This window comes from Streptomyces sp. V1I1 (assembly GCF_030817355.1).
GTDB lineage: Bacteria > Actinomycetota > Actinomycetes > Streptomycetales > Streptomycetaceae > Streptomyces.
Genome location: NZ_JAUSZH010000001.1, coordinates 6,188,306 through 6,212,751, shown reverse-complemented (window position 1 = coordinate 6,212,751; position 24,446 = coordinate 6,188,306). Strand labels below are relative to the sequence as shown.

Below are 24,446 nucleotides of genomic sequence, written 5' to 3'. Positions count from 1 at the left end.
CTGGGGTTAGGGTGGCCACCGTAAGGCACTCGCGGGAGCCCGGACGCACCGGGCTGAGAGGGAGGCTGGACGGCCTCCGACCGTACGAACCTGATCCGGGTCATGCCGGCGAAGGGAGGGGCTGGACGCCCATGTCTCGTACATCAGATGTCCTCGTCGTCGGGGGCGGAATCATCGGCCTGGTCACGGCCTGGCGTGCGGCGCAGCGCGGACTGCGCGTCGCCGTCGTCGATCCGGAGCCGGGCGGCGGGGCCGCACAGGTCGCGGCGGGCATGCTCGCCGCCGTCACCGAACTGCACTACGGCGAGCAGACGCTGCTCGGCCTCAACGTGGAGTCCGCCCGGCGCTATCCGGCGTTCGTCGCCGAGCTCGAGCAGGCGAGCGGGCAGCGTGTCGGCTACCGCGCATGCGGCACGCTGGCCGTCGCGCTCGACGCCGACGACCGCGCGCACCTGCGTGAACTGCACGCCCTGCAGCGCCGGTCCGGCCTGGAGTCGGAGTGGCTGGCCGGGCGCGAATGCCGCCGTCTGGAGCCGATGCTCGCGCCGGGCGTACGCGGGGGCCTGCGGGTCGACGGCGATCACCAGGTCGATCCGCGGCGGCTGGCCGCGGCGCTGGTGACGGCCTGCGAGCGGGCCGGGGTGGTCTTCCACCGCGGCTGGGCGGAGCGTCTCTCGGTGGTTCGGGACCGGGCGGCCGGAGCAGTGCTGAGGGATGCCGGCGAGCTCACCGCGGACCAGGTCGTCCTCGCGGGCGGCTCGCTCAGCGGCAGTCTCGACGGTGTGCCGGCGGATGTGCTGCCTCCCGTACGGCCGGTGAAGGGCCAGGTTCTGCGGCTCACCGTGCCCCCTGCGTACGCACCCTTCCTCTCCCGGACCGTACGGGCCGTGGTACGCGGCAGCCACGTCTATCTGGTGCCGCGCGAGAACGGCGAGCTGGTCGTCGGCGCGACCAGCGAAGAGCTCGGCTGGGACACCACGGTCACCGCCGGCGGGGTGTACGAGCTGCTGCGCGACGCGCACGAGCTGGTGCCCGGCATCACGGAGCTGCCGCTCACCGAGACCCGCGCGGGTCTGCGCCCCGGCTCCCCGGACAACGCCCCGCTGCTGGGCCCGACCGCCCTGTCCGGCCTGCACGTGGCCACCGGCCATCACCGCAACGGGGTGCTCCTCACGCCCGTGACCGGCGATGTGATGGCCGCCGTGCTGGTCACCGGCGAGCTGCCGGACGAGGCCCCGCCCCTTCACTCCTCGCCGCTTCTCCCCCGTGCCCCAGGAGCAGCCCGCATGAACGTCCTGAACGTCTCCGTCAACGGCGAGTCCCGTGCGCTCGCCACCGGAACCACCCTGGACACCCTGGTGGCGAACCTCACCGCGGCCGCTACCGGGGTCGCGGCCGCGGTCAACGAAGCGGTCGTCCCGCGCAGCCAGTGGTCCGGCACCCTCCTTGACGACGGCGACCGCGTCGAAGTCCTCACCGCAGTGCAGGGAGGCTGACCGGCATGGCCGACGACCGTCTCACCATCGGCGGCACCACGTTCAACTCCCGCCTGATCATGGGTACGGGCGGGGCGCCCAGCCTCGACGTACTCGAACGCTCCCTCGTCGCGAGCGGCACCGAACTCACCACCGTCGCGATGCGCCGCCTCGACCCGACCGTCCAGGGCTCCGTGCTGTCCGTCCTGGAGAAGCTGAACATCCGCGTCCTGCCCAATACGGCGGGCTGCTTCACGGCGGGCGAGGCCGTGCTGACCGCACGGCTCGCGCGCGAGGCCCTCGGAACCGACTGGATCAAGCTCGAGGTCGTCGCGGACGAGCGCACCCTGCTGCCCGATCCGATCGAGCTGCTGGAGGCGGCCGAGACGCTGGTCGACGACGGCTTCACGGTCCTGCCGTACACCAATGACGACCCGGTGCTCGCCCGGAGGCTGGAGGACGCGGGCTGCGCGGCGATCATGCCGCTGGGTTCGCCGATCGGCTCCGGTCTCGGCATCCGTAATCCGCACAACTTCCAGCTGATCGTCGAGCACGCGCGCGTGCCGGTCGTGTTGGACGCGGGCGCGGGCACGGCCTCCGACGCGGCCCTGGCGATGGAGCTGGGCTGCGCGGCGGTGATGCTGGCGTCGGCGGTCACCCGCGCGCAGGAGCCGGTGCTGATGGCGGAGGCGATGCGGCACGCGGTGGAGGCGGGGCGCCTGGCGCGTCGGGCGGGGCGTATCCCGCGCCGGCACTTCGCGGAGGCGTCGTCTCCTCACGAGGGCCGCGCGGCCCTCGACCCGGAACGCCCGGCGTTCTGACCGCTGCGCGGAGCCTCACACCACCCCGCCCCTCCCCGTTGCATCGATTTGCGGCTCCGCCGCGTGGGGGCTCCGCCCCGGACCCCGTACGGCCTTCGGCCGTGTCCTCAATCGCCGGACGGGCTGAAATTCAGCCCCTCCGGCGTTTGAGGAGCGGGGGTCCGGGGGCGGAGCCCCCGGCGTAGGCCCGCGCAGCGTTACAGCTCGGCTCCAGTCCCGCACCGAGGCGTCAGCCGTGTCACCGGTGGCTCGTAGAATCACCGTCGTGGATACGACCCTCAAGGACCCCCTCGTCGGGCAGGTGCTCGACGGCCGCTACCGCGTCGACGCGCGCATCGCCGTCGGCGGTATGGCCACGGTCTACCGGGCCGTCGACACCCGACTCGACCGTGTGCTCGCGCTCAAGGTGATGCACCCGGCCCTCGCCACCGACGCCTCCTTCGTGGAGCGCTTCATCCGCGAGGCCAAGTCCGTGGCCCGTCTCGCCCACCCCAATGTGGTGGCGGTCTTCGACCAGGGCGCCGAGGGCGCGTACGTCTATCTGGCCATGGAGTACGTCGCGGGCTGCACGCTGCGCGACGTACTGCGCGAGCGCGGGGCGCTCCAGCCGCGGGCCGCGCTCGACATCCTGGAGCCCGTGCTGGCGGCGCTCGGCGCGGCGCACCGGGCCGGGTTCGTCCACCGGGACATGAAGCCGGAGAACGTGCTGATAGGGGACGACGGCCGGGTCAAGGTCGCCGACTTCGGTCTCGTACGGGCCGTGGGCTCGGTCACCAACACCACCGGCACGGTGCTGGGCACGGTCTCCTACCTCGCCCCCGAGCAGATCGAGTACGGCACAGCCGACACCCGCGCCGATGTGTACGCCTGCGGGGTCGTCCTTTACGAGATGCTGACCGGCGGCAAGCCGCACGCCGGAGACACCCCCGCCCAGGTGCTCTTCCAGCATCTGAACGAGGACATTCCGGCGCCGTCCGCGCTGGTCCCGGGGCTCGCCGTCGAGCTCGACGAGCTGGTCGCGAGCGCCACCGCCCGCAATCCCGAGGTCCGTCCGTACGACGCGGTGGCGCTGCTGGCGCAGGTCCGCGAGGCCCGTGCTCGGCTCAGCGACGAGCAGCTGGACCTGGTGCCGCCGCAGGCGCACACCCAGGACACGGCGGAGGACGGGAGCGAGCGGGTGCGCGAGGCTCCTTCCTCCGAGGCCCCCTCCTCCGACAACGCCACAGACGTGATCCCGCGGGTGCTCGCCCGCAAGGAGCCGGTGGTCAACCACACCACCCGGCTGGCGATGCCGCCTTCCGAGCCGCCGCACCAGCCCCAGCAGTCCCGCCGGTCCATGCCCAGGCGCGGCGTCGTCGCCATACTGGTCGCGGTGTTTCTGGTGCTCGGCGTGGGTGCGGGCGTCTGGTACATCAACTCCGGGCAGTTCACCCGCGTCCCGGCCCTCATCGGCAAGACCGAGAAGGACGCGAGGCAGCAGCTGAACAGCGCCGGGCTCGATGTGAAGAAGGTCCGGTACGACTTCAGCGAGACGGTCAAGCGCGGCACGGTCATCAACAGCGATCCCGCGACCAATGAGCGCATCCGCGGCAACGGCTCGGTGATCATCATCATCTCGCGTGGCCCGGAGATCATCCGGGTCCCCGTCGTCAAGGGCCAGCCGCTCGCCAAGGCGGAGCGCGAGCTGAAGGAGCTCGGTCTGGCGCCGGGAGTGGTCACCAGGGCGTTCAGCGACGAGATCGACCAGGGCTCGGTGATCAGCACGGATCCGGAGGCCGGGACCGGGCGCAGCCCCGATTCCGCGGTCGCCATCGTCGTCAGCAAGGGCTCCCCGATCGACGTACCGGGCGTGACCGGCGAGACCCTGGCGGACGCCACCAGCGCGCTCAAGGACGCCGGGTTCAAGGTCAAGGTCGCCCCCGAGCGGATCAACTCCCCCGAGGAAGCGGGCTCCGTCGCCAAGCAGTCCGCGGCCGAGGGCGCCAAGCTGGCCCGCGGCGACACGATCACGCTGACGGTCTCCAAGGGACCGCGGATGATCGAGGTCCCTGATGTCGTCGGGGACAAGGTCGACGACGCCACCAGCGAGTTGGAGTCCGCGGGCTTCGAGGTCAAGGTCGAGAGGAACTTCCCCTTCCTCGGCGACACCGTAGAGAGCCAGTCCGTCGAGGGCGGCGGTCAGGCCCCCGAGGGCAGCACGATCACGATCAAGACCAAGGGGCTGTAGTTCAGATGCGCAACCCCGTCGGCGGCCATGTCCCCGTGGCCGGCGGCCTCGCCAGGACCGGTCTCGCCTACGCCCGTGAGCTGGAGGCGGAGACCGTCCAGGTCTTCGTGGCCAATCCGCGTGGCTGGGCGACGCCTGCCGGAAGCCCGGTGCAGGACGAGCAGTTCCGCGCCGAGTGCGCAGCCGACGGGATATCGGCGTACGTCCACGCCCCGTATCTGATCAACCTCGGCTCGCACACCGAGGCCACCGCGGAGAAGTCCGTGGAGTCCTTGCGGCACTCGCTGCGCCGCGGCCGGGAGATCGGCGCGCTGGGCGTGGTCGTGCACACGGGCTCGGCGACCGGCGGCCGGACCCGCGAGGTGGCGCTGGCGCAGGTGCGGGAGCGGATGCTGCCGCTGCTGGACGAGCTGACACACGACGACGACCCGTTCCTGCTGCTGGAGTCGACGGCAGGCCAGGGCTTCTCGCTCTGCTCACGGACCTGGGACTTCGGTCCGTACTTCGAGGCGCTCGACGCCCACCCCAAGCTGGGCATCTGCCTGGACACCTGCCACGTCTTCGCGGCGGGACACGATCTGACCGGGCCGCACGGGATGGCGCAGACTCTGGATCTGCTGCTGGAGACGGTCGGTGAAGGGCGGCTGAAGCTGATCCACGCCAACGACTCCAAGGATGTGGTCGGCGCTCACAAGGACCGCCACGCGAACATCGGCGCGGGCCATATCGGCGAGGAGCCGTTCCGGGCGCTGATGCAGCACCCGGCGACCGAGGGCGTACCGCTGATCATCGAGACGCCCGGCGGCAAGGAAGGGCACGCGGCGGATGTGGCGCGGCTGAAGAAGCTCCGCTGAACAACCGGGAATACCCCTAGGGGGTATACTGTTCTTGCTGTAGGCAGGAACCGCTACCTGGTTTTGGGGGTTCTCTCATGCAGCACGACACTCACGCTCAGCACGCACACCATGAGCACCACACACAGCACGGATCCGTCAGCTGGTCCATGGCCGCCCAGGCCACGCTGCACTGCCTCACCGGCTGCGCCATCGGCGAAGTGCTCGGCATGGTCATCGGCACCGCGCTGGGCTGGGGAAACATGCCGACGATGATCCTCGCGATCGTCCTGGCCTTCTTCTTCGGCTACTCGTTCACCCTGCGAGGAGTCCTCAAGGCCGGCGTCGGCTTCAGGACCGCCATCCGGGTCGCCCTCGCCGCCGACACCCTCTCCATCGCCGTCATGGAGCTGATTGACAACGGCGTGATCGCCCTGTGGCCCGGCGCGATGGACGCCCACCTCGGTGACGCGATGTTCTGGTGGGTGCTTGCGATCGCCCTCGTCGCCGCCTTCCTGATCACCACACCCGTCAACAAGTGGATGATCGGCCGCGGCAAGGGCCACGCCGTGGTGCACCAGTACCACCACTGAACCCCCAGGGGGTCAGAGTTCCGGGCCGTCCCCCGGCTCCTCCTGATAGGAGTAGCGCTGCTCACGCCAAGGGTCGCCGAGATTGTGATAGCCGCGCTCCTCCCAGAAGCCGCGGCGGTCGGCGGTCATGTACTCCACGCCACGGACCCACTTGGGCCCCTTCCAGGCGTACAGATGCGGGACGACAAGGCGCAGCGGAAAGCCGTGCTCGGCGGTGAGCAGTTCGCCGTCCTTGTGGGTCGCGAACATCGTGCGGTCCGAGACGAAGTCGGAGAACCGCAGGTTGGCGCTGAATCCGTACTCGGCCCAGACCATGACATGGGTGACGTTCGGCGCGGGCGGCGCGAGCTCCACGACCGTACGGGCGGGCACACCGCCCCATTCGGCCCCCAGCATGCTGAACTTCGTCACGCAGTGCAGATCGGCTACGACCGTCGAGAAGGGCAGCGCCGAGAACTCCTCGTGGTTCCAGCAGCGCTTGTCGCCGTCCGCCGTGGCGCCGAAAACCCTGAACTCCCAGCGGTCCGGCCTGAACTTGGGTACGGGCCCGTAATGAGTGACCGGCCAGCCACGCTGCAGTCGCTGCCCCGGCGGAAGCTCGGACTCCTCTGATGCGCGGTATTCCCGGCTCTCCGGCTGACCCATGCCTTCAATGGTGACAGACCGGGAGGGGTGGTCATGACCAGGTCTGGCCCGATTCGGGCAACTCCTACTAAGCATGCACTTACTGGACGCCCACCTGTCGCGGTGCGAGGATTCGCGCACCTGCCCAAAGTCACACGCGCGGAAGGAGCCTCTGCGATGCAGGGCGACCCCGAGGTCATCGAGTTTCTCAATGAGCAGCTGACCGCCGAATTGACCGCGATCAATCAGTACTTCCTGCACGCGAAGATGCAGGAGAACTTCGGCTGGACGAAGCTCGCCAAGTACACCCGGTCCGAGTCGTTCGACGAGATGAAGCACGCAGAGGTGCTGACCGACCGGATCCTCTTCCTCGATGGCCTGCCGAACTACCAGCGCCTGTTCCATGTGCGCATCGGCCAGACGGTCACCGAGATGTTCCAGGCCGACCGGCAGGTCGAGGTGGAGGCGATCGACCGCCTCCGGCGCGGAATCGAAGTGATGCGCGGCAAGGGCGACATCACGTCGGCGAACATCTTCGAGTCGATCCTGGCGGACGAGGAGCACCACATCGACTATCTCGACACCCAGCTGGAGCTGGTGGAGAAGCTCGGTGAGGCGCTGTACATCGCGCAGCTGATCGAGCAGCCCGACAGTTAGGCCGCAGCTCGAGGGCCAGGTCACCGCCGGAGGGCTGGGCCACAACCCGAGGGCTAGGCCGCTTCGCCGAGCTCGGTTCCGGGGGCGGAGCCGGGGTCCGTGGCCAGCACGGCGGCGCTGTTGCCCTGCTCGAGCAGCTCCCGGCGGGGGCAGACGTCACGACCGAGGATCCCCTGGATACGGCGTACACACGATCCGCAGTCGGTTCCGGCTTTGGAGACCGACGCTATCTGGCGGGGAGTGCAGGAGCCGGCATCCGCGTGTTCCTTCACTTGCTTCTCGGTGATGCCGAAGCATGAGCAGACGTACACGCGGTTCACCTCCCGGGCGGGATCGATAGGTGGCGCCTTCCCGATGATCGGTGAGGCTAACCTAACCTTACCCGGCGGACCCGGTGCGCAAAAGCCCCGGATTTGACGGTGGGGCGCGGATCACATCGATCCGCGCCCCACCGTCGTTGATCCGTCACTACTGGTCGCGGTACATCTCGGCGACCAGGAAGGCCAGGTCCAGCGACTGGCTGCGGTTCAGGCGCGGGTCGCAGGCCGTCTCGTAGCGCTGGTGCAGATCGTCGACGAAGATCTCGTCGCCGCCGCCCACGCACTCGGTGACATCGTCACCGGTGAGCTCGACATGGATGCCGCCCGGGTGCGTGCCGAGCGCCTTGTGGACCTCGAAGAAGCCCTTGACCTCGTCGAGCACGTCGTCGAAGCGGCGGGTCTTGTGGCCGGAGGCGGCCTCGAAGGTGTTGCCGTGCATCGGGTCGGTCACCCAGGCCACCGTGGCGCCGGAGGCAGTGACCTTCTCGACGAGCTCGGGGAGCTTGTCGCGGACCTTGTCGGCGCCCATACGGACGACGAAGGTCAGCCGGCCCGGCTCGCGCTCGGGGTCGAGCTTCTCGATGTACTGCAGCGCCTCGTCGACCGTGGTCGTCGGGCCGAGCTTCACACCGATCGGGTTGCGGATCCGGGAGGCGAACTCGATGTGCGCCCCGTCCAGCTGGCGGGTGCGCTCGCCGACCCAGACCATGTGGCCCGAGGTGTTGTACAGCTGGCCGGTCCGCGAGTCGGTGCGGGTCAGCGCGCCCTCATAGTCGAGCAGCAGCGCCTCGTGGGAGGCGTAGAACTCGACCGTGCGGAACTCCGCCGGGTCGGTGCCACACGCCTTCATGAAGTTCAGCGCGTTGTCGATCTCGCGGGCGAGCTGCTCGTAGCGCTGGCCCGAGGGGGAGGACTTCACGAAGTCCTGGTTCCAGGCGTGCACCTGGCGCAGGTCGGCGTAGCCACCGGTGGTGAAGGCGCGCACCAGGTTGAGCGTCGCGGCGGAGGCGTTGTACATCCGCTTGAGGCGCTCGGGGTCCGGGATGCGGGCCGCCTCGGTGAAGTCGAAGCCGTTGACGGAGTCGCCCCGGTAGGTCGGCAGCGTCACGCCGTCGCGGGTCTCGGCCGGCTTGGAGCGCGGCTTGGAGTACTGGCCGGCGATACGGCCGACCTTCACCACGGGCACGGACGCGGCATAGGTGAGCACCGCGCCCATCTGGAGCAGGGTCTTGAGCTTGTTGCGGATTTGGTCGGCGGACACGGCGTCGAAGGCCTCGGCGCAGTCGCCGCCCTGCAGCAGGAACGCCTCGCCCTTGGCGACGGCTCCCATCCGGGCGCGCAGCTGGTCGCACTCGCCCGCGAAGACGAGCGGCGGATACGACTCGAGGTCCGCGATCACATCGCGCAGAGCCTCGGCATCGGGGTACTCGGGCTGCTGCGCCGCGGGCAGGTCTCGCCAGGTGTTGCCACCGGCAGTGGTGGTCTTAGCGTTCACGGTCACCCAGCCAACATTACGGGGTCTTTGCGGACGCCCCTTCCAGCGCCCACTGAATGAGACGCGACGTCCACCGCTCCGACATTGGCTGTTCAACGGGCCAGGCCGTCCGGTCTGCCCGATCTGTCTGCCGAGGCGATTCAAAGCCCCCTGGCCTGCTAGTCTCACGCCGATTTCCAAGTGGTTCGATATTAAAACAAGTGGAACCAGGGGTGGGCGTGAACCGGGGTCATCGCAGAGACCGCAAGAAGAAGCTGCTCATTTACGGTGTCGCCACGGCCGTGGTCGCCACCGTCACGATCGGCACCATCGCCGTGGCTTCGCCCGGCTTCCTGGACTCTTCGACAGACGGCAAGCCAAGGCCCCCGGGCGCGGTGCTGCAGTCCCAGTTCGAGGACGCGGCTCGGGAGTTCGACGTTCCGAAGAGCGTGCTGATGGCGGTCTCGTACCGGCAGACGCGGTGGGAGACCCATGACGGACTGCCGAGCACGACTGGCGCGTACAACGTCATGGGGCTGACCCAGGTCGACCCGGAGGACGTGGAGCAGCCGGACGGCAAGGAGCGCCTCGCGCACCTCAACGCGAGCGGCAACCCGGAGATCGAGAAGACTTTCGACGCCGCGAAGATGCTGCGCAGCCTGCCGGAGGAGACCGTCGACACCGACGACCCGCGGCTGCACACGCTGGACAAGGCCGCCGAGCTGATCGACGGTTCGACAGACTCCGTGAAGAACAGCACGGCCGAGAGCATCCGCGCCGGTGCGGCGCTGCTCGCGGAGTACCAGCGCCAGGCGACCGGCGAGCTGCCGGACGACCCGGGGCAGTGGTACCCGGGCGTCGCCCGTTTCAGTGAGTCGCCGGACAAGAAGGGCGCCGATCTCTTCGCGAAGCGCGTCTTCGAGTCGATCAAGACCGGCGAGCGGGAGCTCACCGCGGATGGCCAGCTCGTCACGCTGCCGGCCGATCCCTCGGTGGAGCCGGTCAAGCCGTCGAACGTCCCGCTCGCCGCGACCTTCGCGAGCACGACGGCGGTTCCGGCACCCGAGTGCCCGTCGGGCCTGAACTGCAACTACATCCCGGCCGAGGTCCCAAGCACCGGCCAGCGCAACTACACGCTCGCGGACCGCCCCGCCAACGGGTTCGGCATCCGCCAGATCGTCATCCACGACACCGAGGGCAGCTACGACGGCACCATCGCCGCATTCCAGAGCTCCGCGGCCAGGGGAAGCGCGCACTACCTGATCCGCGCCTCGGACGGTCTGGTCACCCAGATGGTCGAGAACAAGAACCTGGCATGGCACGCGGGCAACTGGACCGTCAACATGCATGCCATCGGCCTGGAGCACGAGGGCTACGCCATCAAGGCGGGCAGCTGGTACACCGAGCCGCAGTACGAGTCCTCCGCGGCCCTGGTGAAGTTCCTGGCGGCCAAATACGGCATTCCGCTGGACCGTGAGCACATCATCGGCCATGACGAGGTGCCGGGACAGCTGGACGCCAAGGTGGCCGGCATGCACTGGGACGCGGGCCCGTTCTGGGACTGGAACCACTACATGTCGCTGCTGGGGGAGCCGACGGGCGCCGGTGGCGCCGGCGGCCTGCTCAAGGCCGGTCAACTGGTCCGTGTCGTGCCGCCGTTCACCACGGCGAACCAGCCCACGATCACATACAACGGCAGCACCGTCGCCAAGCAGCCGGCGAACTTCGGATACTTGTACACGACGGCGTCGACGGCCACGCCGATCAAGGACCCATACATACCCAACGTGCTGTGGAGCGACGGCCCGAACTGGGGCAACAAGGTCCTCGCAGGAGGTACCTACGTCGTCGCCGAGGCGCAGTACAACTGGACGGCCATCTGGTACGGCGGGCAGAAGGCCTGGTTCTACAACCCCGGCGGCCAGTACACCGCGCCGGTCGCCGGTGGGACCGTAGTGAAGCTCAAGGCCGGCGCGACGGCCCGAGTCTACGGACGTTCCTTCCCCGAGGCCTCGGCCTACGAGGGAACCGGCGAGACCGCGCCGACGGACAACCCCGACTACCTGTCGAAGTACACCTTCCCCTCCGGCCAGGCCTATGTGAAGGCAGGCGAGGCGGTCCTCGGTGACGACTACTTCGGCTCCACGCAGCTCCGGGTCGAGGGCGAGACCGACCTCTACGTCCCGATCCGCTACAACCACCGCATGGCGTGGGTGAAGGCGAGCGACGTCCAGCAGCTCAGCAGCACCGTCCCGGACGCGGGCACCAGCCGGTACAACACGCTGGCCCGCGACTCCTCGGGCGTGCTGTGGCAGTACCAGGGCACCGGCAGCGCAACCGCGCCGTACCTCACCCGCTACCGCGTCGGCAGCGGCTGGCAGGGCTACAACGCGGTGACCTCGATGACGGCTCTGCGTGCCGACGCAGTCGGCGACGTGGTGGCCCGCGACACCTCGGGCGTGCTCTGGTACTACCGAGGCAGCGGCAATCCGTCGGCGCCCTTCCTTAAGCGCACCGAGGTGGGCAAGGGCTGGGGGATCTACAACCAGCTGACCGGCGCCCGGGACATCACCGCGGACGGCATCTCCGATCTGATCGCGCGCGACTCGTCCGGCGTGCTCTGGCTCTACAAGGGCACCGGCAGCGCAACCACGCCCTTCGCGGCCAGGGTCAAGGTCGGCCCCGGCTGGCAGATCTACAACGGCCTGACCGACACCGGAGACATCACCGCGGACGGCAAGGCGGACCTGATCGCCAGGGACACCTCCGGCGTGCTGTGGCTCTACAAGGGCACGGGCAATGCCGCCGCGCCGTTCGCCGCCAGGGTCAAGGTCGGTCCCGGCTGGGGGATCTACAACGTCCTCAACGGACCGAGCGACCTCTCCGGTGACGGCAGGCCGGACCTGATCGCCCGGGACTCCTCGGGCGTGCTGTGGCTGTACAGGGGCACGGGCAGCGCCACCGCCCCGTTCGCCACCAGGGCACAGATCGCCACCGGCTGGCAGATCTACAACCTGCTGGTCTGACGCACAAACCGCCACGCTCCGCCCGCGGCACCGCGGCCGTCCGCTCCCCGGACGCGCTGCGGCGCCGCGGGCGGATGCGTTATGGTCGGCGTCATGTTCGCGCACTCGACTCAGACCTGGTGGTGGACCGCTCATCCGGCGGCCCACTGACTGCGCGTACACACAGCTCGCGAAGGCCGCCCCGCAGGGGCGGCCTTTCCCGTTTCCACGGGCCGTTCCTCCCACCCGGACCACCCGGACCACTCGGAAGGAACACACCGGATGCTCATCAGCCGACTGCTGGACGACGACTGCCCGCCCTTCGCCCTGCTGCGCAGACGCACCCCCGGCCACGATCACAACACCGTCGAGGTTCTGATCGGCGCCGTGCACGAGGCCGGGTCGCTCGCCGACATCCCGGTCGCGGACCGTCCCTCACTGGCCCTGATCCCGTTCCGCCAGATCAGGGAGCGCGGCTTCGACGTACGCGACGACGGCACTCCGCTGTCCGTGCTCGTCGCCGACGAGACGTACGAACTGCCGCTCGGCAAGGCCCTGGAGGCGCTGCCGGCGCACGATGTCCGGGTCGAGGGCGGAGCCTTCGACGTCGACGACGAGGAGTACGCGGGGATCGTCCGGCGCGTCATCGAGGACGAGATCGGCCGGGGCGAGGGCGCGAACTTCGTTATCCGCCGCACTTACACCGGCCGCATCCCCGGCTTCGGCCGGGCCGACGCCCTGGCCCTGTTCCGGCGGCTGCTGGCCGGCGAGCGCGGCGCGTACTGGACCTTCGTCGTGCACACCGGCGAGCGCACCCTCGTCGGCGCCAGCCCCGAGGTCCATGTGCGGATGAGCGGCGGGACCGTCGTGATGAACCCGATCAGCGGCACCTTCCGCTATCCGCCCGAGGGCCCGACTCCTGAGACGCTGCTGAGCTTCCTCGGCGACCGCAAAGAGCGCGAGGAGCTCTCCATGGTCGTCGACGAGGAGCTGAAGATGATGTGCACCGTCGGCGACATGGGCGGCGTCGTCATCGGGCCCCGGCTCAAGGAAATGGCTCATCTCGCCCACACCGAGTACGAGTTGCGCGGCCGCTCGTCGCTCGATGTACGTGAGGTGCTGAAGGAGACGATGTTCGCGGCTACGGTCACCGGCTCGCCCGTGCAGAACGCCTGCCGGGTCATAGAGCGCCACGAGGTGGGCGGCCGCGGCTACTACGCGGGCGCGCTCGCGCTGATCGGCAAGAACGCGGGTGGCGGGCGGGAAGGACAGGTCGGCGCACAGACCCTGGACTCCCCCATCCTCATCCGTACCGCCGACATCGACGCCGATGGCTCCCTGCGGGTGCCGGTCGGGGCGACCCTGGTGCGGCACTCCGACCCGGCGGGGGAGGTGGCCGAGACGCACGCCAAGGCGGCAGGCGTACTGGCCGCGCTGGGCGTACGCCCCGGGCGGCCGCAGGAGCACACCGAGCGCCCGAACCTCGCCGACGACCCGCGGGTGCGGGCCGCCCTCGACGCCCGCCGCGCCGACCTCGCGCCGTTCTGGCTGCGGATGCAGGAACGCGGCGCCCTGCTTACCGGGCACGCGCTGGTGGTCGACGGCGAGGACACCTTCACCGCGATGCTGGCGCATCTGCTGCGCTCCACCGGCCTGGAGGTGACGGTACGTCGCTACGACGAGCCGGGCCTGCGCGAGACGGTCCTCGCGCACACCGGACCGGTGGTCCTCGGCCCGGGTCCTGGCGATCCGGCCGACGCGACCGACCCGAAGATGCGCTTCCTGCGCACGCTCGCCGGCGATCTGCTGCGCGATCACCGCCACGGTCTGCTCGGCGTCTGCCTCGGCCATGAGCTGATGGCGGCCGAGTTGGGCCTGGAGATCGTACGGAAGGACGCGCCGTACCAGGGGGCGCAGGAGCGGATCGACTTCTTCGGGCGTGACGAGACCGTGGGCTTCTACAACAGCTTCACGGCGCGCTGCGACGACGCGGCGGCGGCGGAGCTGGAGGCGCACGGGGTCGAGGTGGCCCGCGATCCCCTCTCGGCGGAGGTGCACGCCCTGCGGGGCACGGGCTTCGCGGGCATCCAGTTCCACCCGGAGTCGGTACTGACGATGCGGGGGCCGGGGGTGATCCACGGGCTCCTTGCCTCGGCCCTGCGAGCGGGCCGAGCCTGATTTCTTGACTGGGGCTCCGCCCCAGACCCCGGTACGCCCTTCTGGGGGTCCCCCCACGCCCTTCGGGCGTAGGGGGAGTGTCCTCAATCTCCCCCAGACTTCGTCCGCGGCCCCCAGCGGGCTTGATTTCCGCCGGTCGGCCTGAAATTCAGACCGACCGGCGGGAAATTCCAGCCTCGCCGGCGATTGAGGCGCGGGGTCTGGGGCGGAGCCCCAGTCCGGGAAGGGGCGGGTAGGGGCCGGCAACCGTCAGCCGAAGAAGACCCCGACCTCCTCGTACAGCTTCGGGTCCACCGTCTTCAGCTTCGCCGTCGCCTCGGCAATCGGAACACGCACGATGTCCGTCCCCTGCAGCGCGACCATCTTGCCGAAGTCCCCGTCCCGCACCGCGTCGATCGCGTGCAGCCCGAAGCGGGTGGCGAGCCAGCGGTCGAAGGCGCTCGGAGTGCCGCCGCGCTGGACATGGCCGAGGACGGTGGTGCGGGCCTCCTTGCCCGTACGCCTCTCGATCTCCTTGGCCAGCCACTCGCCGACGCCGGAGAGCCGGACATGACCGAACGAGTCGAGCGTGCCGTCCTTGAGAACCGCCTCGCCGTCCTTGGGCATTGCGCCCTCGGCGACCACCACGATCGGGGCGTAGCTAGCCTTGAAACGCGACGTCACCCAGGCGCACACCTGGTCGACGTCGAAGCGCTGCTCGGGGATGAGAATGACATTGGCGCCGCCGGCCAGACCGGAGTGCAGGGCGATCCAGCCCGCGTGCCGCCCCATCACCTCCACGACCAGGACACGCATATGCGATTCGGCGGTGGTGTGCAGCCGGTCGATGGCCTCGGTCGCGATGCCGACCGCCGTGTCGAAGCCGAAGGTGTAGTCGGTGGCGGACAGGTCGTTGTCGATGGTCTTGGGCACGCCGACGCAGTTGATGCCGTACTCGTCGTGGAGCCGCGTCGCAACGCCGAGCGTGTCCTCGCCGCCGATCACGATCAGCGCGTCCACCTCGTGCTTGGCGAGGTTCTCCTTGATGCGGCGGATGCCGCTCTCTTCCTTGAGGGGGTTGGTGCGCGAAGAGCCGAGGATGGTGCCGCCGCGGGGCAGAATGCCGCGGACGGCCGAGATGTCGAGCGGAACGGTGTCGCCTTCGAGGGGTCCGCGCCAGCCGTCGCGATAGCCGACGAATTCGTACGCGTACTCCTGCACGCCCTTGCGGACGACACCACGGATGACCGCATTGAGGCCGGGGCAGTCGCCGCCCCCGGTCAGTACTCCGACGCGCATGGAAACTTCCCTTCGCCTGGTGAGCCTTATGACCGCCACGCTAATGGTGATCCAGGTCACTGCGGGATGGGGCGAAAGGTCAATTCCTGTGCGTCATGCGGAGGTTGACGTCCGGCTTTCACTCGTACGAGGAGAGGGCGGGGGTTACGCGTCGTCCAGGCCCCGCTCGATCGCGTACCGCACGAGCTCGACGCGGTTGTGCAGTTGGAGCTTGCCGAGGGTGTTCTGCACATGGTTCTGGACGGTGCGGTGCGAGATGACGAGCCGCTCGGCGATCTGCTTGTACGAGAGCCCCTTGGCCACCAGCCGCAGCACCTCGGTCTCCCGGTCGGTCAGCTGCGGGGCCTTCGGCTCGTCCGCGCCCGCCGCGGGGACGGGCTCGGAGGCCAGGCGGCGGTACTCACCGAGCACCAGGCCCGCGAGGCCCGGCGTGAAGACCGGATCGCCGACGGCGGTGCGCCGCACGGCGTCGCTCAGCTCTTCCGTACTGGCCGACTTGAGCAGATAGCCGGTCGCACCGGACTTCACCGCTTCCAGTACGTCAGCGTGCTCACCGCTGGCGGACAGCACCAGGACCCGCAGGCCCGGGTGGGAGCCGACGAGTTCCTTGCACACCTGGACGCCCGGCATCCCGGGCAGATTGAGGTCGAGGACGAGGACGTCGGGCGCGACGGCCTTGGCGCGGCGCACGGCCTGCGGACCGTCGCCGGCCGTCGCCACCACCTCGAAACCGGCCGCGGCCAGATCGCGGGCGACCGCGTCCCGCCACATCGGGTGGTCGTCGACGACCATCACCTTGATCGTCTGCTGGTCCGTCATATGACTGCCTTCCCCCGTGGAACCTTCAATTCGACTTCTGTGCCCTGGCCCGGGACCGAGATCAGCTCGGCCGAGCCGCCCAGATCCCGCAGCCGCCCGCGGATCGAGAGGGCGACTCCCAGCCGGCCCTCGCCCTCCGCCTGGGCGAGCCTGCCCTCCGGGATGCCCGGGCCGTCGTCCCGTACCGTCACGATCACCTCGTCCGGCCAGTCCTCGACCAGGATCCAGGCGTGGGCGTCCTCGCCGGCATGTCTGCGGACATTGTCCAGGGCGGCACTGACAGCGGCGGCGAGTTCCGCCGCCGCGGCGGTGGGGAGCAGCACCGGGGCGCCCGGTTCCGAGAGGGTCACCTTCGACCCGGCGTGCCGGGCCAGCAGCGAGCGCAGGTCGTCCAGTTCGGGCCCGTCGGGCTGATCGTCGTCGACGGTGCGGACCACGGCACCGAGTGAGACGTCCTCAGAGGCGCGCGTGGTGGGTACCAGACCGCTGGAGACCAGGGTGCGCAGGGCGACCTCCTGCTCCCCCGCCATCCGGCCGAGCTCCTCGGCCTCGCCGCCCAGCGCCGTACCGCGCCGCTGCACCATCGCGAGCACCTGGAGCACGCTGTCGTGGATATCGCGGGCCAGCCGCTCCCGCTCGCGGGTCGCCGCCTCGATCTCCAGGGCGCGGGCGAGGGTGCGCTCGGAGGCGCGGGCGACCTCGACGACGTAACCGATGGCTATGGAGGCGACCCAGACCAGCAGGACGTTGTGGAAGGTGTCCCGGCTGGGCTGGCCGCGCTCGATGATGTTGGCGACGGCGACGAGTGAGGACGCGAAGCCCGCCCATCGCCAGCCGCCCTTGATGGCGAACGCGAGGACGGATCCGGCGGTCCATATCGTCGGCAGGGTCGGGCCGTCCTGCGTCTGGGCCTGGGCGTCGGCGAGCGGCGTGAGCATGATCCCGGTCAGCGCGACGGTGAGATCGGCGACCAGGAAGCGCTTGGTGCAGCGGGCAGCGTTGGCCACCTTGGGGAGCGTGACCAGCGTCCATACGGACATCACCGCGAGGAAGCCGACCGCGACCCAGGGCCGCTCGAACTTGCTGGGGGTGACGACGAAGAGAAGCACCGCGTAGACCATGGTCAGTACGCGGTAGGCCGCCAGCGCACGCCACAGCGGCAGCTCGACCGACATCCGCACGACACGCTCGCGCTTGGCCATATCCCCCACCCCAGGACGGACGGCGCGGCTAGGCGGCCGGCCGGTCCGTCTTCCCCGCCTTGTCTGTGTTCTCCGGCTTCTCCGGCTTCTCCGGCTTCTCCGGCTTCTCCGGCTTGTTCGCCTTCGCGGCCTTTTCGGCCGCCGCCTTCTCGGCCTTCTCCGCCTTCTCCGCATCCGCGATCTGGCGCTTGGCGGCCGTCGCGTAGATGTCGACGTACTCCTGGCCGGACAGCTTCATGATCTCGTACATGACCTCGTCGGTCACCGAGCGCAGGATGAAGCGGTCGCTCTCCATGCCGTGGTAACGGCTGAAGTCGAGCGGCTTGCCGATCCGGATCCCCGGGCGCATCAGCTTGGGGACCACCTTGCCGGGCGGCTGGATCTTCTCGGTGTCGATCATCGCGACCGGGATGACCGGAGCGCCGGTGGCGAGCGCCACGCGCGCGAGGCCGCCCGGCTTACCGCGGTAGAGGCGGCCGTCCGGGGAGCGGGTGCCCTCCGGGTAGATGCCGAACAGGCCACCGCCCGCGATGACATCTATCCCGGCCTTGATCGCAGCCTCACCCGCACCGCGCGCGCCCGAGCGGTCCACCGGGAGCTGCCCGACGCCCTTGAAGAAGGCGGCGGTCAGCTTGCCCTTGACCCCGGGCGATGTGAAGTACTCCGCCTTGGCGATGAAGGTGACCTTGCGGTCGAGCACCGCCGGCAGGAAGAACGAGTCCGAGAAGGACAGGTGGTTGCTCGCGAGGATCGCCGGCCCCTCGACGGGAATGTTCTCGAGGCCCTCCACCCAAGGCCTGAAGGCAAGCTTCAGTGAGCCCCCGATGGAGAACTTCATTGCGCCGTAGATCAACTCGAGTGCCTCCTGTGTGCTGTCGAACAGACCCTATCCCGAGGTGGGTCAGTCATCCCTGCGCCGGGGGGCTTGCGGACCTGGTCGGTGTCAGTCCGGTCGCGTACGGTGAAGTACACCCTTCAGACACTCATGAACAGGAGACCCAGGTGCCGGTCCTTCCTGGAGCCGAGCCGTACCGCCACGAAGGCGGCGAGGTCGGCGTCCTCCTCTGTCACGGATTCACCGGTTCTCCGCAGTCGCTGCGCCCCTGGGCCGAGTATCTGGCGGAGCGCGGACTGACCGTGTCCCTGCCGCTGCTCCCCGGACACGGCACGCGCTGGGAGGACATGCAGGTCACCGGCTGGCAGGACTGGTACGCAGAGGTGGACCGCGAGCTGCGGGTGCTGGTCGAGCGATGCAGCCAGGTCTTCGTCTTCGGGCTCTCGATGGGCGGGGCACTGACGCTGCGGCTCGCCGCGAAGCACGGGGACGCGGTCAGCGGCATCGTCGTGGTGAACCCGGCGAACAAGGTCCACGGCCTGTCGGCGTACGCCCTGCCGGTCGCGCGCCACTTTGTGCGTACGACAAAGGGGCTGACGAGCGACATCGCCAAGGAGGGCTCGGAGGAGGTCGGGTACGACCGGGTGCCGCTGCACGCCGCGCACTCGTTGCGGAACTTCTTCCGGCTGGTCGACGGCGAGCTGCCGCAGGTCACTCAGCCGATGGTGCTGCTGCACAGCCCGCAGGACCATGTGGTGCCGGCTGCCGACTCGGCGCGGATCCTGGGCCGGGTCTCGTCCACGGACGTCTCGGAGATCCTGCTGGAACAGAGCTACCACGTGGCGACGTTGGACCACGATGCGGAGCGGATTTTCGACGAGAGTTACGCGTTCATCGGCCGGCTCGCTCCGAGTATCGGGAAGAAGGGGAGCACCACCGGTGGCTGAGCAGCACGATGCGGACCGCGAGCCGCAGCCGATCGACGAGGAGGCCGCCTGGGCCGCCATCGTCGAGGGGTACGGCGAGGAGCCGACCGACCCGCCGGGCGCCAAGCCGTTCAAGTCGGTGGACGACCTCGCCCTGCTCGAGGGTGATCTGAACAAGACGCCGAAGGACGACAGGGCGGCGGAGGCCAAGACCGATCCGGAGGATCCGGACGCGGGTGACGCGGGGCCTGACGCGGACAAGCCCGCGCTGGGCAGCTCGATCACGTTCGCGCCGGGGATCGGTGGCCCGCGCGACTACCAGGTGGCCGACGCGAAGGACGACGACCTCGACGAGAGCGACGAGGGCCACTTCGTACCGCCGGAGCCGCCGCCTCTGCCGGAGTCCGATGTCACGGCCAAGTTCGCCTGGCTGGCGGTGGTCGGCGGGCCGGTGCTGATGCTGGTGGCGGTGCTGCTCCAGTGGAACATGACGTGGTGGCTGACGACGCTCTGCGTCGGCGGCTTCCTGGGCGGCTTCGGCACGCTGGTGGCCCGGATGTCGCACGGCGACGACGAGGACGACGACGATCCGGGCCGCGGCGCGGTGGTCTGACTCTCGACGCGGCGTCGGCCTCCGGCCGTCGGACGCGGCTCAGCGGGCACTCGGTCCGTCGGACGACACGGCGGGGACGCGTAGCGCCGCCAGCACCGGCAGGTGGTCCGTCGCAGCGCGAAGGTCAGCCTGGGTGATGCCCGGCAGGGTCAACGGCACCCCGCAGCCCAGCACTTCGACTCCCGGGGTGGCGAAAATCGCGTCGATCCGCTGGTGCGGGTCGTCGGGTGTCGAGGTGTGCTCGCCGCCCCAGGGCGCGACCGCCCAGCAGTCCTGCAGCTCCCCCGCGAGCCTGCGGAAGCTCCGGCCGCTGGGCCGGTCGTTCAGGTCGCCCGCCGCGATCGCGTACGGCACGTCCATCGCCTTCAGCCGGTCCAGCAGCATCCCGGTCTGCGCATAGCGCTCGTCGCTCTGCAGGCTCAGATGGCAGCTGAGCAGCCCGATCCGGGCGCCCCCGATCCGTACGACCGCCGTGGCGAAGCCGCGCCGGTGCAGGCGGGGGGTGAGCGGCAGCAGCACATCCTCCGTACGCTCCACGGTCGCCCGCAGCGAGCAGAGCAGCAGCGGGCCGGCTGCGGTGGCCCCGCCGGTCAGCACCACCAGCTCGCTCTTGGCGGCCAGCCGCGCCGCGTGCTTGCGCCAGCGGAAGAAGCGCGGGGCCTCCTGGATGAACACCAGGTCGGGCGCGCAGGCGCGGATCACCCGGGCCAGCGCGTCCTCGTCGTCGCGCATGGAGCGGATGTTGTAGCTGAGCACGCGGATCACGGCCGAACCGTCTGGTTCGGTGCGGGAGTTTGGCAGTGCGGTGATCGCCATGCGCAGCAAGATACGCGGGTGCGGGTCTTTTCCGGGGCTCCGCCCCAGGCCCGCCCCCTACGCCCTGGCGGGCGTGGGGGACCCCCAGTCCTCAATCGCCGGACGGGCTGAATTCAGCCCGCCCGGGTGCAGAAGACCGGGTGCGGGTCTTTTCTGGAGCTCCGCCCCAGACCCGGGGTCCTCAATCGCCGGACGGCTGAATTTCAGCCCGTCCGGGTGCACTTAATTCAGGCCCGCCCGGCGATAGAGGACAGACCCTCAGCCCGCCCGGGGAGACCGAAATCAAGCCCTCGGCCCTCAAGAATCAAGCCCGCCCGGCGATTGAGGGCGAACCTCCAGCCCGCCCGGGGAGGCCGAAATCAAGCCCCCGGCGCCCAAGAATCAAGCCCGCCCGGCGATTGAGGACAGACCTCCAGCCCGCCCCAGGGGGCCAAAAATCAAGCCCATCCGGCGATTGAGGACAAGGAAACTAGCCCTGGCGGGCCAGGTCCGCCGCGCCCACCAGGCCCGCCCTGCCGCCCAGTTGCGCCGCGACCACCTGCGCGTGCGGGCGGAACCTGCCGCCGATCAGCCAGCGGCGGAAGGACTTGCGGATCGGGTCGAGGACCAGCTCCCCCTCGTCGGAGAGACCGCCGCCGACGATGAAGGCTGACGGGTCGAAGAGCGATGCCAGGTCGGCCAGGCCCGCGCCCACCCAGCGGGCCAGTTCGCGGTACGAGTCGACCGCGACCGGGTCGCCCTGCCGCGCGGCCTCACTGATGTGCTTGCCCTCGATGCCGTCGACCGTGCCGTCGCCGAGGCCGAGCAGGATCTCGGCGCTCTCCGGGGTGGCGTTGGCGCGCTGCTTGCCGTAGCGGACGAGAGCGCGCCCGGAGGCGTACTGCTCCCAGCAGCCCTGGCTGCCACAGCCGCACAGCAGACCGTCCGGGACGACCCGGATGTGACCGAACTCCGCGGCCACGCCGAAGCGGCCGCGGCGCAGCTTGTTGCCGATGATGATGCCGCCACCGAGCCCGGTGCCGAGGGTGATGCAGATGACGTCTTCGTGGCCCTGGCCGGCACCGAAGCGGTACTCGCCCCAGGCCGCCGCGTTCGCGTCGTTCTCGACGACCACCGGGAGGCCGACGCGCTGCTCGACCTTGTCCTTCAGCGGCTCGTGGCGCCAGTCGATGTTGGGCGCGAACAGGACGGTGGCACGCTTGTCGTCGACGTATCCGGCGGCGCCGATGCCGACCGCCTCGATCTCGTGCCCCTCGCCGGCCCCGGCGACGGCCGAGCAGATCGCGTCGACGATGCCCTGCGGGGTCGACGGGGTGGGCACCTTGTGAGTCTCGAGGATGGTGCCCTCTTCGTCGACCACGCCCGCTGCGATCTTCGTGCCGCCGATGTCGACGCCGATGGTGAGTCCCATGTGTCCCTCAGTTTTCGGTCGAGCCCCGCTATGGCCAACCGTACCCGAGGGCGGGGCACGGCCTGGTCAGTCCAGGTCGATGTGCTCGCTCGCCCCGGGTCCCTCGTCCCGCGGGTCCTGGTCGTCCTTGGAGGCGGTGGGCCGCTGGGTCCAGCGTCGCTCATGGCCCTCGACGGCGGATCGATACGCGGCGAGCAGCTCGCCGCCCGCCGCCGTGAGGTGGTCGAAGACCTCAGGGTTGCGCTCTATGACCGGCTCTACGGCGGCCCTCGCCTGGTTGACCAGCTGCTGCACGGTGTTCTGCGCAGCCATTCCGGGCAGCGACGTCTGGAACGAGGAGACCTTGTCGGCGACCGCGTCGAGGAGCTTGCGCAACTCCTCGCCGGCCGAGCCGGGCGGCGGCCCGTACTGGGCGCGGCGGCGGGCCTTCTCCGCCTCCAGGTCCTCGGCGCACGCCGTGGCCCAGGCGTCGTCGTCGACGGCGGGACGCTCGGTGGCATCGCTCATGGCGTACTCCTAACGGAAGAACTGGCGGAAGAACTGAGGGTTTGTACGCTCGACGGTACCCGAATGGAGGCAGCGCGTTCAGCGTGCCCGCGGCCACAGATCGGGGTCGGGCTGGAAGCGGACCCGCAGCACGCCGTCCGTGAGACCCGCGCCCGCCACGGTGCAGCGGCGCAGCGCGGAGGGCAGCGGCACGATCCTGCGGAACGGTCCGACGGTGATCAGGAGTTCATCCCCTCGGCGGACGAGTGCGAGCTCCTCCTTGACGGCGCCGGGCAGCGGTAGCTCCCAGACGAAGACGCTGTCGGTGCCGTGCCCCTCCGCGACCCGCCATGGGTCCTCGCGACGCTCGCCGCGGTGCCGGTGCGGTCCGAGGGCTCCTACGGCTTCGACGGCGAGCCCGTCGCCGGTGTCGAGGAGGGCGAGGTCCTCGATGCCGCGCGGGTCCCGGCCGAGGTGGGGCGCCTCGCGGATCGAGCCTTGGGGGGCCCAGTCCTCGTACCACTCGCTCAGGCACTTCTCCTGCTGTGCGGAGAGGGTCGCGAGCCAGCTGTCGGCCGAGTCGCGCGGCAGGATCCGGTTGGGTACGAGGGTGTCGACCGGCAGTCCGTACAGCGCGAGCCCGGCACGGGCGGTGCGCAGGGCGTCGGCGGCCGCGGGTCCGGGCTCGGCGACAACCCGCAGCGTCGTACCGGCGGATTCGATCATTGCTTGGACGCCGGCCAGTTCGCTGTCCCAGCGGGCCGCGGTCTCGTACAGCCACTGCGCGGGCATCGGCACACCGGCGAGCTGGGCGAGCATCGGGCGCAGGGCCCGGGCGGCCTGCCGTTCCGGCGGCAGCAGGCGGCGCAGATAGCGGCGCAGCTGTTCGGGCAGGGCGAGCAGGGCGATGGTCTCGCGCAGCGGCGGCAGGTCGAGGACGATCACGTCCCAGCCGCCGGCGGCGGTCTTCAGCGCGCGCAGCAGGGCGAACTGCTCGCTGCCGGGGAGCTCGGTCAGCTCCTCGTCCTCGAGTCGCGCCGCGCCCAGCAGATCGAGCCCGGCGGCGGCGCGCTCCTGGAGCGAGAGGAACTCGGTGCGGAAGTCGGCGCCTGAGTCGATGCGGGCGGCCCACAGGCCGTCCGCGATCCCGTCCGGTGCGTCGGGGCGCCCGGTGACAGGCGCGCCGAACACGTCGCCGGGCTCGGCGGAGAGGAACAGGGCGCGGTTGCCGCGCCGGGCCGCGGCGAGCGCGGTGGCAGCGGCGACGGTGGTTCGGCCCGCGCCGCCGAGCCCGGTGACGAGGACCGTGCGCATCAGGCGGCGGGCCCGCTCTCGACGCGCTTCTTCAGACCGGCCAGGGCGCGGTCGATGATGACCTTCTCGGCCTTGCGCTTGATCATGCCGAGCATGGGGATCTTGACGTCGACGGTGAGCTGGTAGGTGACCTCGGTGCGGTCACCGCCGCCGACCGCCGCGAGGGTGTACGAACCGTCGATGGCGCGCAGCATCTGGGACTTCACCAGCGTCCAGCTGACCTGGTTTTCGCCGTTCCAGGTGTACGCGAGGGTGTGGTCGTCCTTGATCGCGCCGGCGTCGAGCACCAGCCGGACCTGCTCGGCGCGGCCCTTGGCGTCGGTGGCGAGCACCTCGGCCTCCTTCACCTCGCCGGTCCACTCGGGGTAGCGGGCGAAGTCGGAGATCACGCCCATCACGTCGGCCGGCGCCGCCTCGATCGTGATGCTCGAGCTGGTGTGTTCCGCCATCGCTGCGGCTCCTCAGAGTGCGGTACGGACCGGGGGTGGTGTGGGGTGCAGGCTATCGCGACCCGGCTGGTCACCACTCCAGGGCCCGGC

The 24,446-nt window shown here is 70.1% G+C and carries 23 protein-coding genes, 1 pseudogene and 1 riboswitch; of the genes and pseudogenes, 12 read left to right on the top strand and 12 right to left on the bottom strand.

All coding sequences use genetic code 11. The features are described from left to right. The first annotated feature begins 21 nt into the window (after nt 1-21). Nucleotides 22-134, top strand: a riboswitch (TPP riboswitch). From thiO to QFZ67_RS29065, 6 genes and pseudogenes are all read left to right on the top strand, one after another. Continuing rightward, nucleotides 132-1,290, top strand: a pseudogene (thiO, locus tag QFZ67_RS29090) (glycine oxidase ThiO). (Overlaps the previous riboswitch by 3 nt.) Further along, nucleotides 1,287-1,496 carry a sulfur carrier protein ThiS gene (thiS, locus tag QFZ67_RS29085; protein WP_307664014.1) on the top strand — a complete coding sequence of 70 codons (210 nt, stop codon included), beginning with the start codon at nt 1,287-1,289 and terminating at the stop codon, nt 1,494-1,496. Before thiO ends, thiS begins: the two are co-directional and overlap by 4 nt. A 5-nt stretch (nt 1,497-1,501) precedes the next feature. Then, nucleotides 1,502-2,296: a thiazole synthase gene (locus tag QFZ67_RS29080; protein WP_307664013.1), complete on the top strand. Its 795-nt coding sequence runs from the start codon at nt 1,502-1,504 to the stop codon at nt 2,294-2,296. Between the two features lie 265 nt (nt 2,297-2,561). Further along, on the top strand, nt 2,562-4,523 hold the full coding sequence (gene pknB, locus QFZ67_RS29075) for a Stk1 family PASTA domain-containing Ser/Thr kinase (protein ID WP_307664012.1): 1,962 nt from the start codon (nt 2,562-2,564) through the stop codon (nt 4,521-4,523). A gap of 5 nt (nt 4,524-4,528) precedes the next feature. Further along, nucleotides 4,529-5,377, top strand: a complete 849-nt coding sequence (locus QFZ67_RS29070) for a deoxyribonuclease IV (RefSeq protein WP_307664011.1) — start codon at nt 4,529-4,531, stop codon at nt 5,375-5,377. A gap of 77 nt (nt 5,378-5,454) precedes the next feature. After that, nucleotides 5,455-5,949 (top strand): DUF4396 domain-containing protein, encoded by a 495-nt coding sequence (locus tag QFZ67_RS29065; protein WP_307664010.1) that lies wholly within the window; start codon nt 5,455-5,457, stop codon nt 5,947-5,949. Nucleotides 5,950-5,961: 12 nt separating this feature from the next. Here QFZ67_RS29065 and QFZ67_RS29060 read toward each other — a convergent pair whose 3' ends face one another. After that, on the bottom strand, nt 5,962-6,594 hold the full coding sequence (locus tag QFZ67_RS29060) for a sulfite oxidase-like oxidoreductase (protein WP_307664009.1): 633 nt from the start codon (nt 6,592-6,594) through the stop codon (nt 5,962-5,964). Between the two features lie 156 nt (nt 6,595-6,750). Here QFZ67_RS29060 and bfr point away from each other — a divergent pair, with 156 nt between their 5' ends. Further along, nucleotides 6,751-7,230 carry a bacterioferritin gene (bfr, locus tag QFZ67_RS29055; protein WP_307664008.1) on the top strand — a complete coding sequence of 160 codons (480 nt, stop codon included), beginning with the start codon at nt 6,751-6,753 and terminating at the stop codon, nt 7,228-7,230. A gap of 53 nt (nt 7,231-7,283) precedes the next feature. Here the strand turns inward: bfr and QFZ67_RS29050 are convergent, their stop codons facing one another. Together QFZ67_RS29050 and QFZ67_RS29045 are read right to left on the bottom strand one after the other, a co-directional pair. Beyond that, nucleotides 7,284-7,541, bottom strand: a complete 258-nt coding sequence (locus QFZ67_RS29050) for a bacterioferritin-associated ferredoxin (RefSeq protein WP_373430140.1) — start codon at nt 7,539-7,541, stop codon at nt 7,284-7,286. Between the two features lie 157 nt (nt 7,542-7,698). Next, nucleotides 7,699-9,051 (bottom strand): class II 3-deoxy-7-phosphoheptulonate synthase, encoded by a 1,353-nt coding sequence (locus tag QFZ67_RS29045; protein ID WP_307664006.1) that lies wholly within the window; start codon nt 9,049-9,051, stop codon nt 7,699-7,701. 212 nt (nt 9,052-9,263) lie between these two features. Here QFZ67_RS29045 and QFZ67_RS29040 point away from each other — a divergent pair, with 212 nt between their 5' ends. The 3 genes from QFZ67_RS29040 to QFZ67_RS29035 all read left to right on the top strand — a co-directional run bounded on the left by QFZ67_RS29040 (nt 9,264) and on the right by QFZ67_RS29035 (nt 14,207). Beyond that, nucleotides 9,264-12,050, top strand: coding sequence for an N-acetylmuramoyl-L-alanine amidase (locus QFZ67_RS29040; RefSeq protein ID WP_307664005.1), 2,787 nt, complete (start codon nt 9,264-9,266; stop codon nt 12,048-12,050). A gap of 81 nt (nt 12,051-12,131) precedes the next feature. Next, the gene (locus tag QFZ67_RS39180; protein WP_356228357.1) at nt 12,132-12,200 is read left to right on the top strand and encodes a trp operon leader peptide; all 69 of its coding nucleotides are present in this window, start codon (nt 12,132-12,134) and stop codon (nt 12,198-12,200) included. Between the two features lie 111 nt (nt 12,201-12,311). Then, nucleotides 12,312-14,207: an anthranilate synthase family protein gene (locus QFZ67_RS29035; protein WP_307664004.1), complete on the top strand. Its 1,896-nt coding sequence runs from the start codon at nt 12,312-12,314 to the stop codon at nt 14,205-14,207. Between the two features lie 249 nt (nt 14,208-14,456). On the opposite strand, the gene QFZ67_RS29030 is transcribed toward QFZ67_RS29035, so the two are convergent. From QFZ67_RS29030 to QFZ67_RS29015, 4 genes are all read right to left on the bottom strand, one after another. Next, on the bottom strand, nt 14,457-15,485 hold the full coding sequence (locus QFZ67_RS29030) for a 6-phosphofructokinase (protein WP_307664003.1): 1,029 nt from the start codon (nt 15,483-15,485) through the stop codon (nt 14,457-14,459). Between the two features lie 144 nt (nt 15,486-15,629). Then, complete coding sequence (locus QFZ67_RS29025) at nt 15,630-16,304, bottom strand: response regulator transcription factor (RefSeq protein WP_307664002.1); 675 nt, start codon at nt 16,302-16,304, stop codon at nt 15,630-15,632. After that, complete coding sequence (gene macS / locus QFZ67_RS29020; RefSeq protein WP_307664001.1) at nt 16,301-17,506, bottom strand: MacS family sensor histidine kinase; 1,206 nt, start codon at nt 17,504-17,506, stop codon at nt 16,301-16,303. Before macS ends, QFZ67_RS29025 begins: the two co-directional genes overlap by 4 nt. Before the next feature lie 28 nt (nt 17,507-17,534). Then, nucleotides 17,535-18,344, bottom strand: coding sequence for a 1-acyl-sn-glycerol-3-phosphate acyltransferase (locus QFZ67_RS29015; protein ID WP_307666006.1), 810 nt, complete (start codon nt 18,342-18,344; stop codon nt 17,535-17,537). Nucleotides 18,345-18,508: 164 nt separating this feature from the next. Here QFZ67_RS29015 and QFZ67_RS29010 point away from each other — a divergent pair, with 164 nt between their 5' ends. Together QFZ67_RS29010 and QFZ67_RS29005 are read left to right on the top strand one after the other, a co-directional pair. After that, nucleotides 18,509-19,288, top strand: coding sequence for a carboxylesterase (locus QFZ67_RS29010; RefSeq protein WP_307664000.1), 780 nt, complete (start codon nt 18,509-18,511; stop codon nt 19,286-19,288). Beyond that, nucleotides 19,281-19,880, top strand: coding sequence for a hypothetical protein (locus QFZ67_RS29005; RefSeq protein ID WP_307663999.1), 600 nt, complete (start codon nt 19,281-19,283; stop codon nt 19,878-19,880). Before QFZ67_RS29010 ends, QFZ67_RS29005 begins: the two co-directional genes overlap by 8 nt. A 39-nt stretch (nt 19,881-19,919) precedes the next feature. Here the strand turns inward: QFZ67_RS29005 and QFZ67_RS29000 are convergent, their stop codons facing one another. The 5 genes from QFZ67_RS29000 to QFZ67_RS28980 form a co-directional block, all read right to left on the bottom strand. Continuing rightward, the gene (locus QFZ67_RS29000; RefSeq protein ID WP_307663998.1) at nt 19,920-20,696 is read right to left on the bottom strand and encodes an endonuclease/exonuclease/phosphatase family protein; all 777 of its coding nucleotides are present in this window, start codon (nt 20,694-20,696) and stop codon (nt 19,920-19,922) included. Between the two features lie 469 nt (nt 20,697-21,165). Further along, entirely contained in the window at nt 21,166-22,107 is a 942-nt protein-coding gene (locus tag QFZ67_RS28995) for an ROK family glucokinase (RefSeq protein WP_307663997.1), read from the bottom strand. A gap of 66 nt (nt 22,108-22,173) precedes the next feature. Further along, nucleotides 22,174-22,614, bottom strand: a complete 441-nt coding sequence (locus QFZ67_RS28990; RefSeq protein ID WP_307663996.1) for a DUF5304 domain-containing protein — start codon at nt 22,612-22,614, stop codon at nt 22,174-22,176. 78 nt (nt 22,615-22,692) lie between these two features. Beyond that, nucleotides 22,693-23,907 carry an ArsA family ATPase gene (locus tag QFZ67_RS28985; RefSeq protein ID WP_307663995.1) on the bottom strand — a complete coding sequence of 405 codons (1,215 nt, stop codon included), beginning with the start codon at nt 23,905-23,907 and terminating at the stop codon, nt 22,693-22,695. Continuing rightward, complete coding sequence (locus QFZ67_RS28980; protein WP_307663994.1) at nt 23,907-24,356, bottom strand: SRPBCC family protein; 450 nt, start codon at nt 24,354-24,356, stop codon at nt 23,907-23,909. The genes QFZ67_RS28985 and QFZ67_RS28980 overlap by 1 nt, the downstream gene beginning before the upstream one ends. Between the last annotated feature and the right edge of the window lie 90 nt (nt 24,357-24,446).

Bases quoted from the DNA above. Each gene is read 5' to 3' on its own strand.
- QFZ67_RS28985 (WP_307663995.1), bottom strand. From the start codon at position 23,907: ATGCGCACGGTCCTCGTCACCGGGCTCGGCGGCGCGGGCCGAACCACC.
- bfr (WP_307664008.1), top strand. From the start codon at position 6,751: ATGCAGGGCGACCCCGAGGTCATCGAGTTTCTCAATGAGCAGCTGACC.
- QFZ67_RS29070 (WP_307664011.1), top strand. From the start codon at position 4,529: ATGCGCAACCCCGTCGGCGGCCATGTCCCCGTGGCCGGCGGCCTCGCC.
- QFZ67_RS29060 (WP_307664009.1), bottom strand. From the start codon at position 6,594: ATGGGTCAGCCGGAGAGCCGGGAATACCGCGCATCAGAGGAGTCCGAG.
- macS (WP_307664001.1), bottom strand. From the start codon at position 17,506: ATGGCCAAGCGCGAGCGTGTCGTGCGGATGTCGGTCGAGCTGCCGCTG.
- QFZ67_RS29015 (WP_307666006.1), bottom strand. From the start codon at position 18,344: ATGAAGTTCTCCATCGGGGGCTCACTGAAGCTTGCCTTCAGGCCTTGG.
- QFZ67_RS29025 (WP_307664002.1), bottom strand. From the start codon at position 16,304: ATGACGGACCAGCAGACGATCAAGGTGATGGTCGTCGACGACCACCCG.
- QFZ67_RS28980 (WP_307663994.1), bottom strand. From the start codon at position 24,356: ATGGCGGAACACACCAGCTCGAGCATCACGATCGAGGCGGCGCCGGCC.
- QFZ67_RS29000 (WP_307663998.1), bottom strand. From the start codon at position 20,696: ATGGCGATCACCGCACTGCCAAACTCCCGCACCGAACCAGACGGTTCG.
- QFZ67_RS28995 (WP_307663997.1), bottom strand. From the start codon at position 22,107: ATGGGACTCACCATCGGCGTCGACATCGGCGGCACGAAGATCGCAGCG.
- QFZ67_RS29080 (WP_307664013.1), top strand. From the start codon at position 1,502: ATGGCCGACGACCGTCTCACCATCGGCGGCACCACGTTCAACTCCCGC.
- QFZ67_RS28990 (WP_307663996.1), bottom strand. From the start codon at position 22,614: ATGAGCGATGCCACCGAGCGTCCCGCCGTCGACGACGACGCCTGGGCC.
- QFZ67_RS29065 (WP_307664010.1), top strand. From the start codon at position 5,455: ATGCAGCACGACACTCACGCTCAGCACGCACACCATGAGCACCACACA.
- QFZ67_RS29030 (WP_307664003.1), bottom strand. From the start codon at position 15,485: ATGCGCGTCGGAGTACTGACCGGGGGCGGCGACTGCCCCGGCCTCAAT.
- QFZ67_RS29035 (WP_307664004.1), top strand. From the start codon at position 12,312: ATGCTCATCAGCCGACTGCTGGACGACGACTGCCCGCCCTTCGCCCTG.
- thiS (WP_307664014.1), top strand. From the start codon at position 1,287: ATGAACGTCCTGAACGTCTCCGTCAACGGCGAGTCCCGTGCGCTCGCC.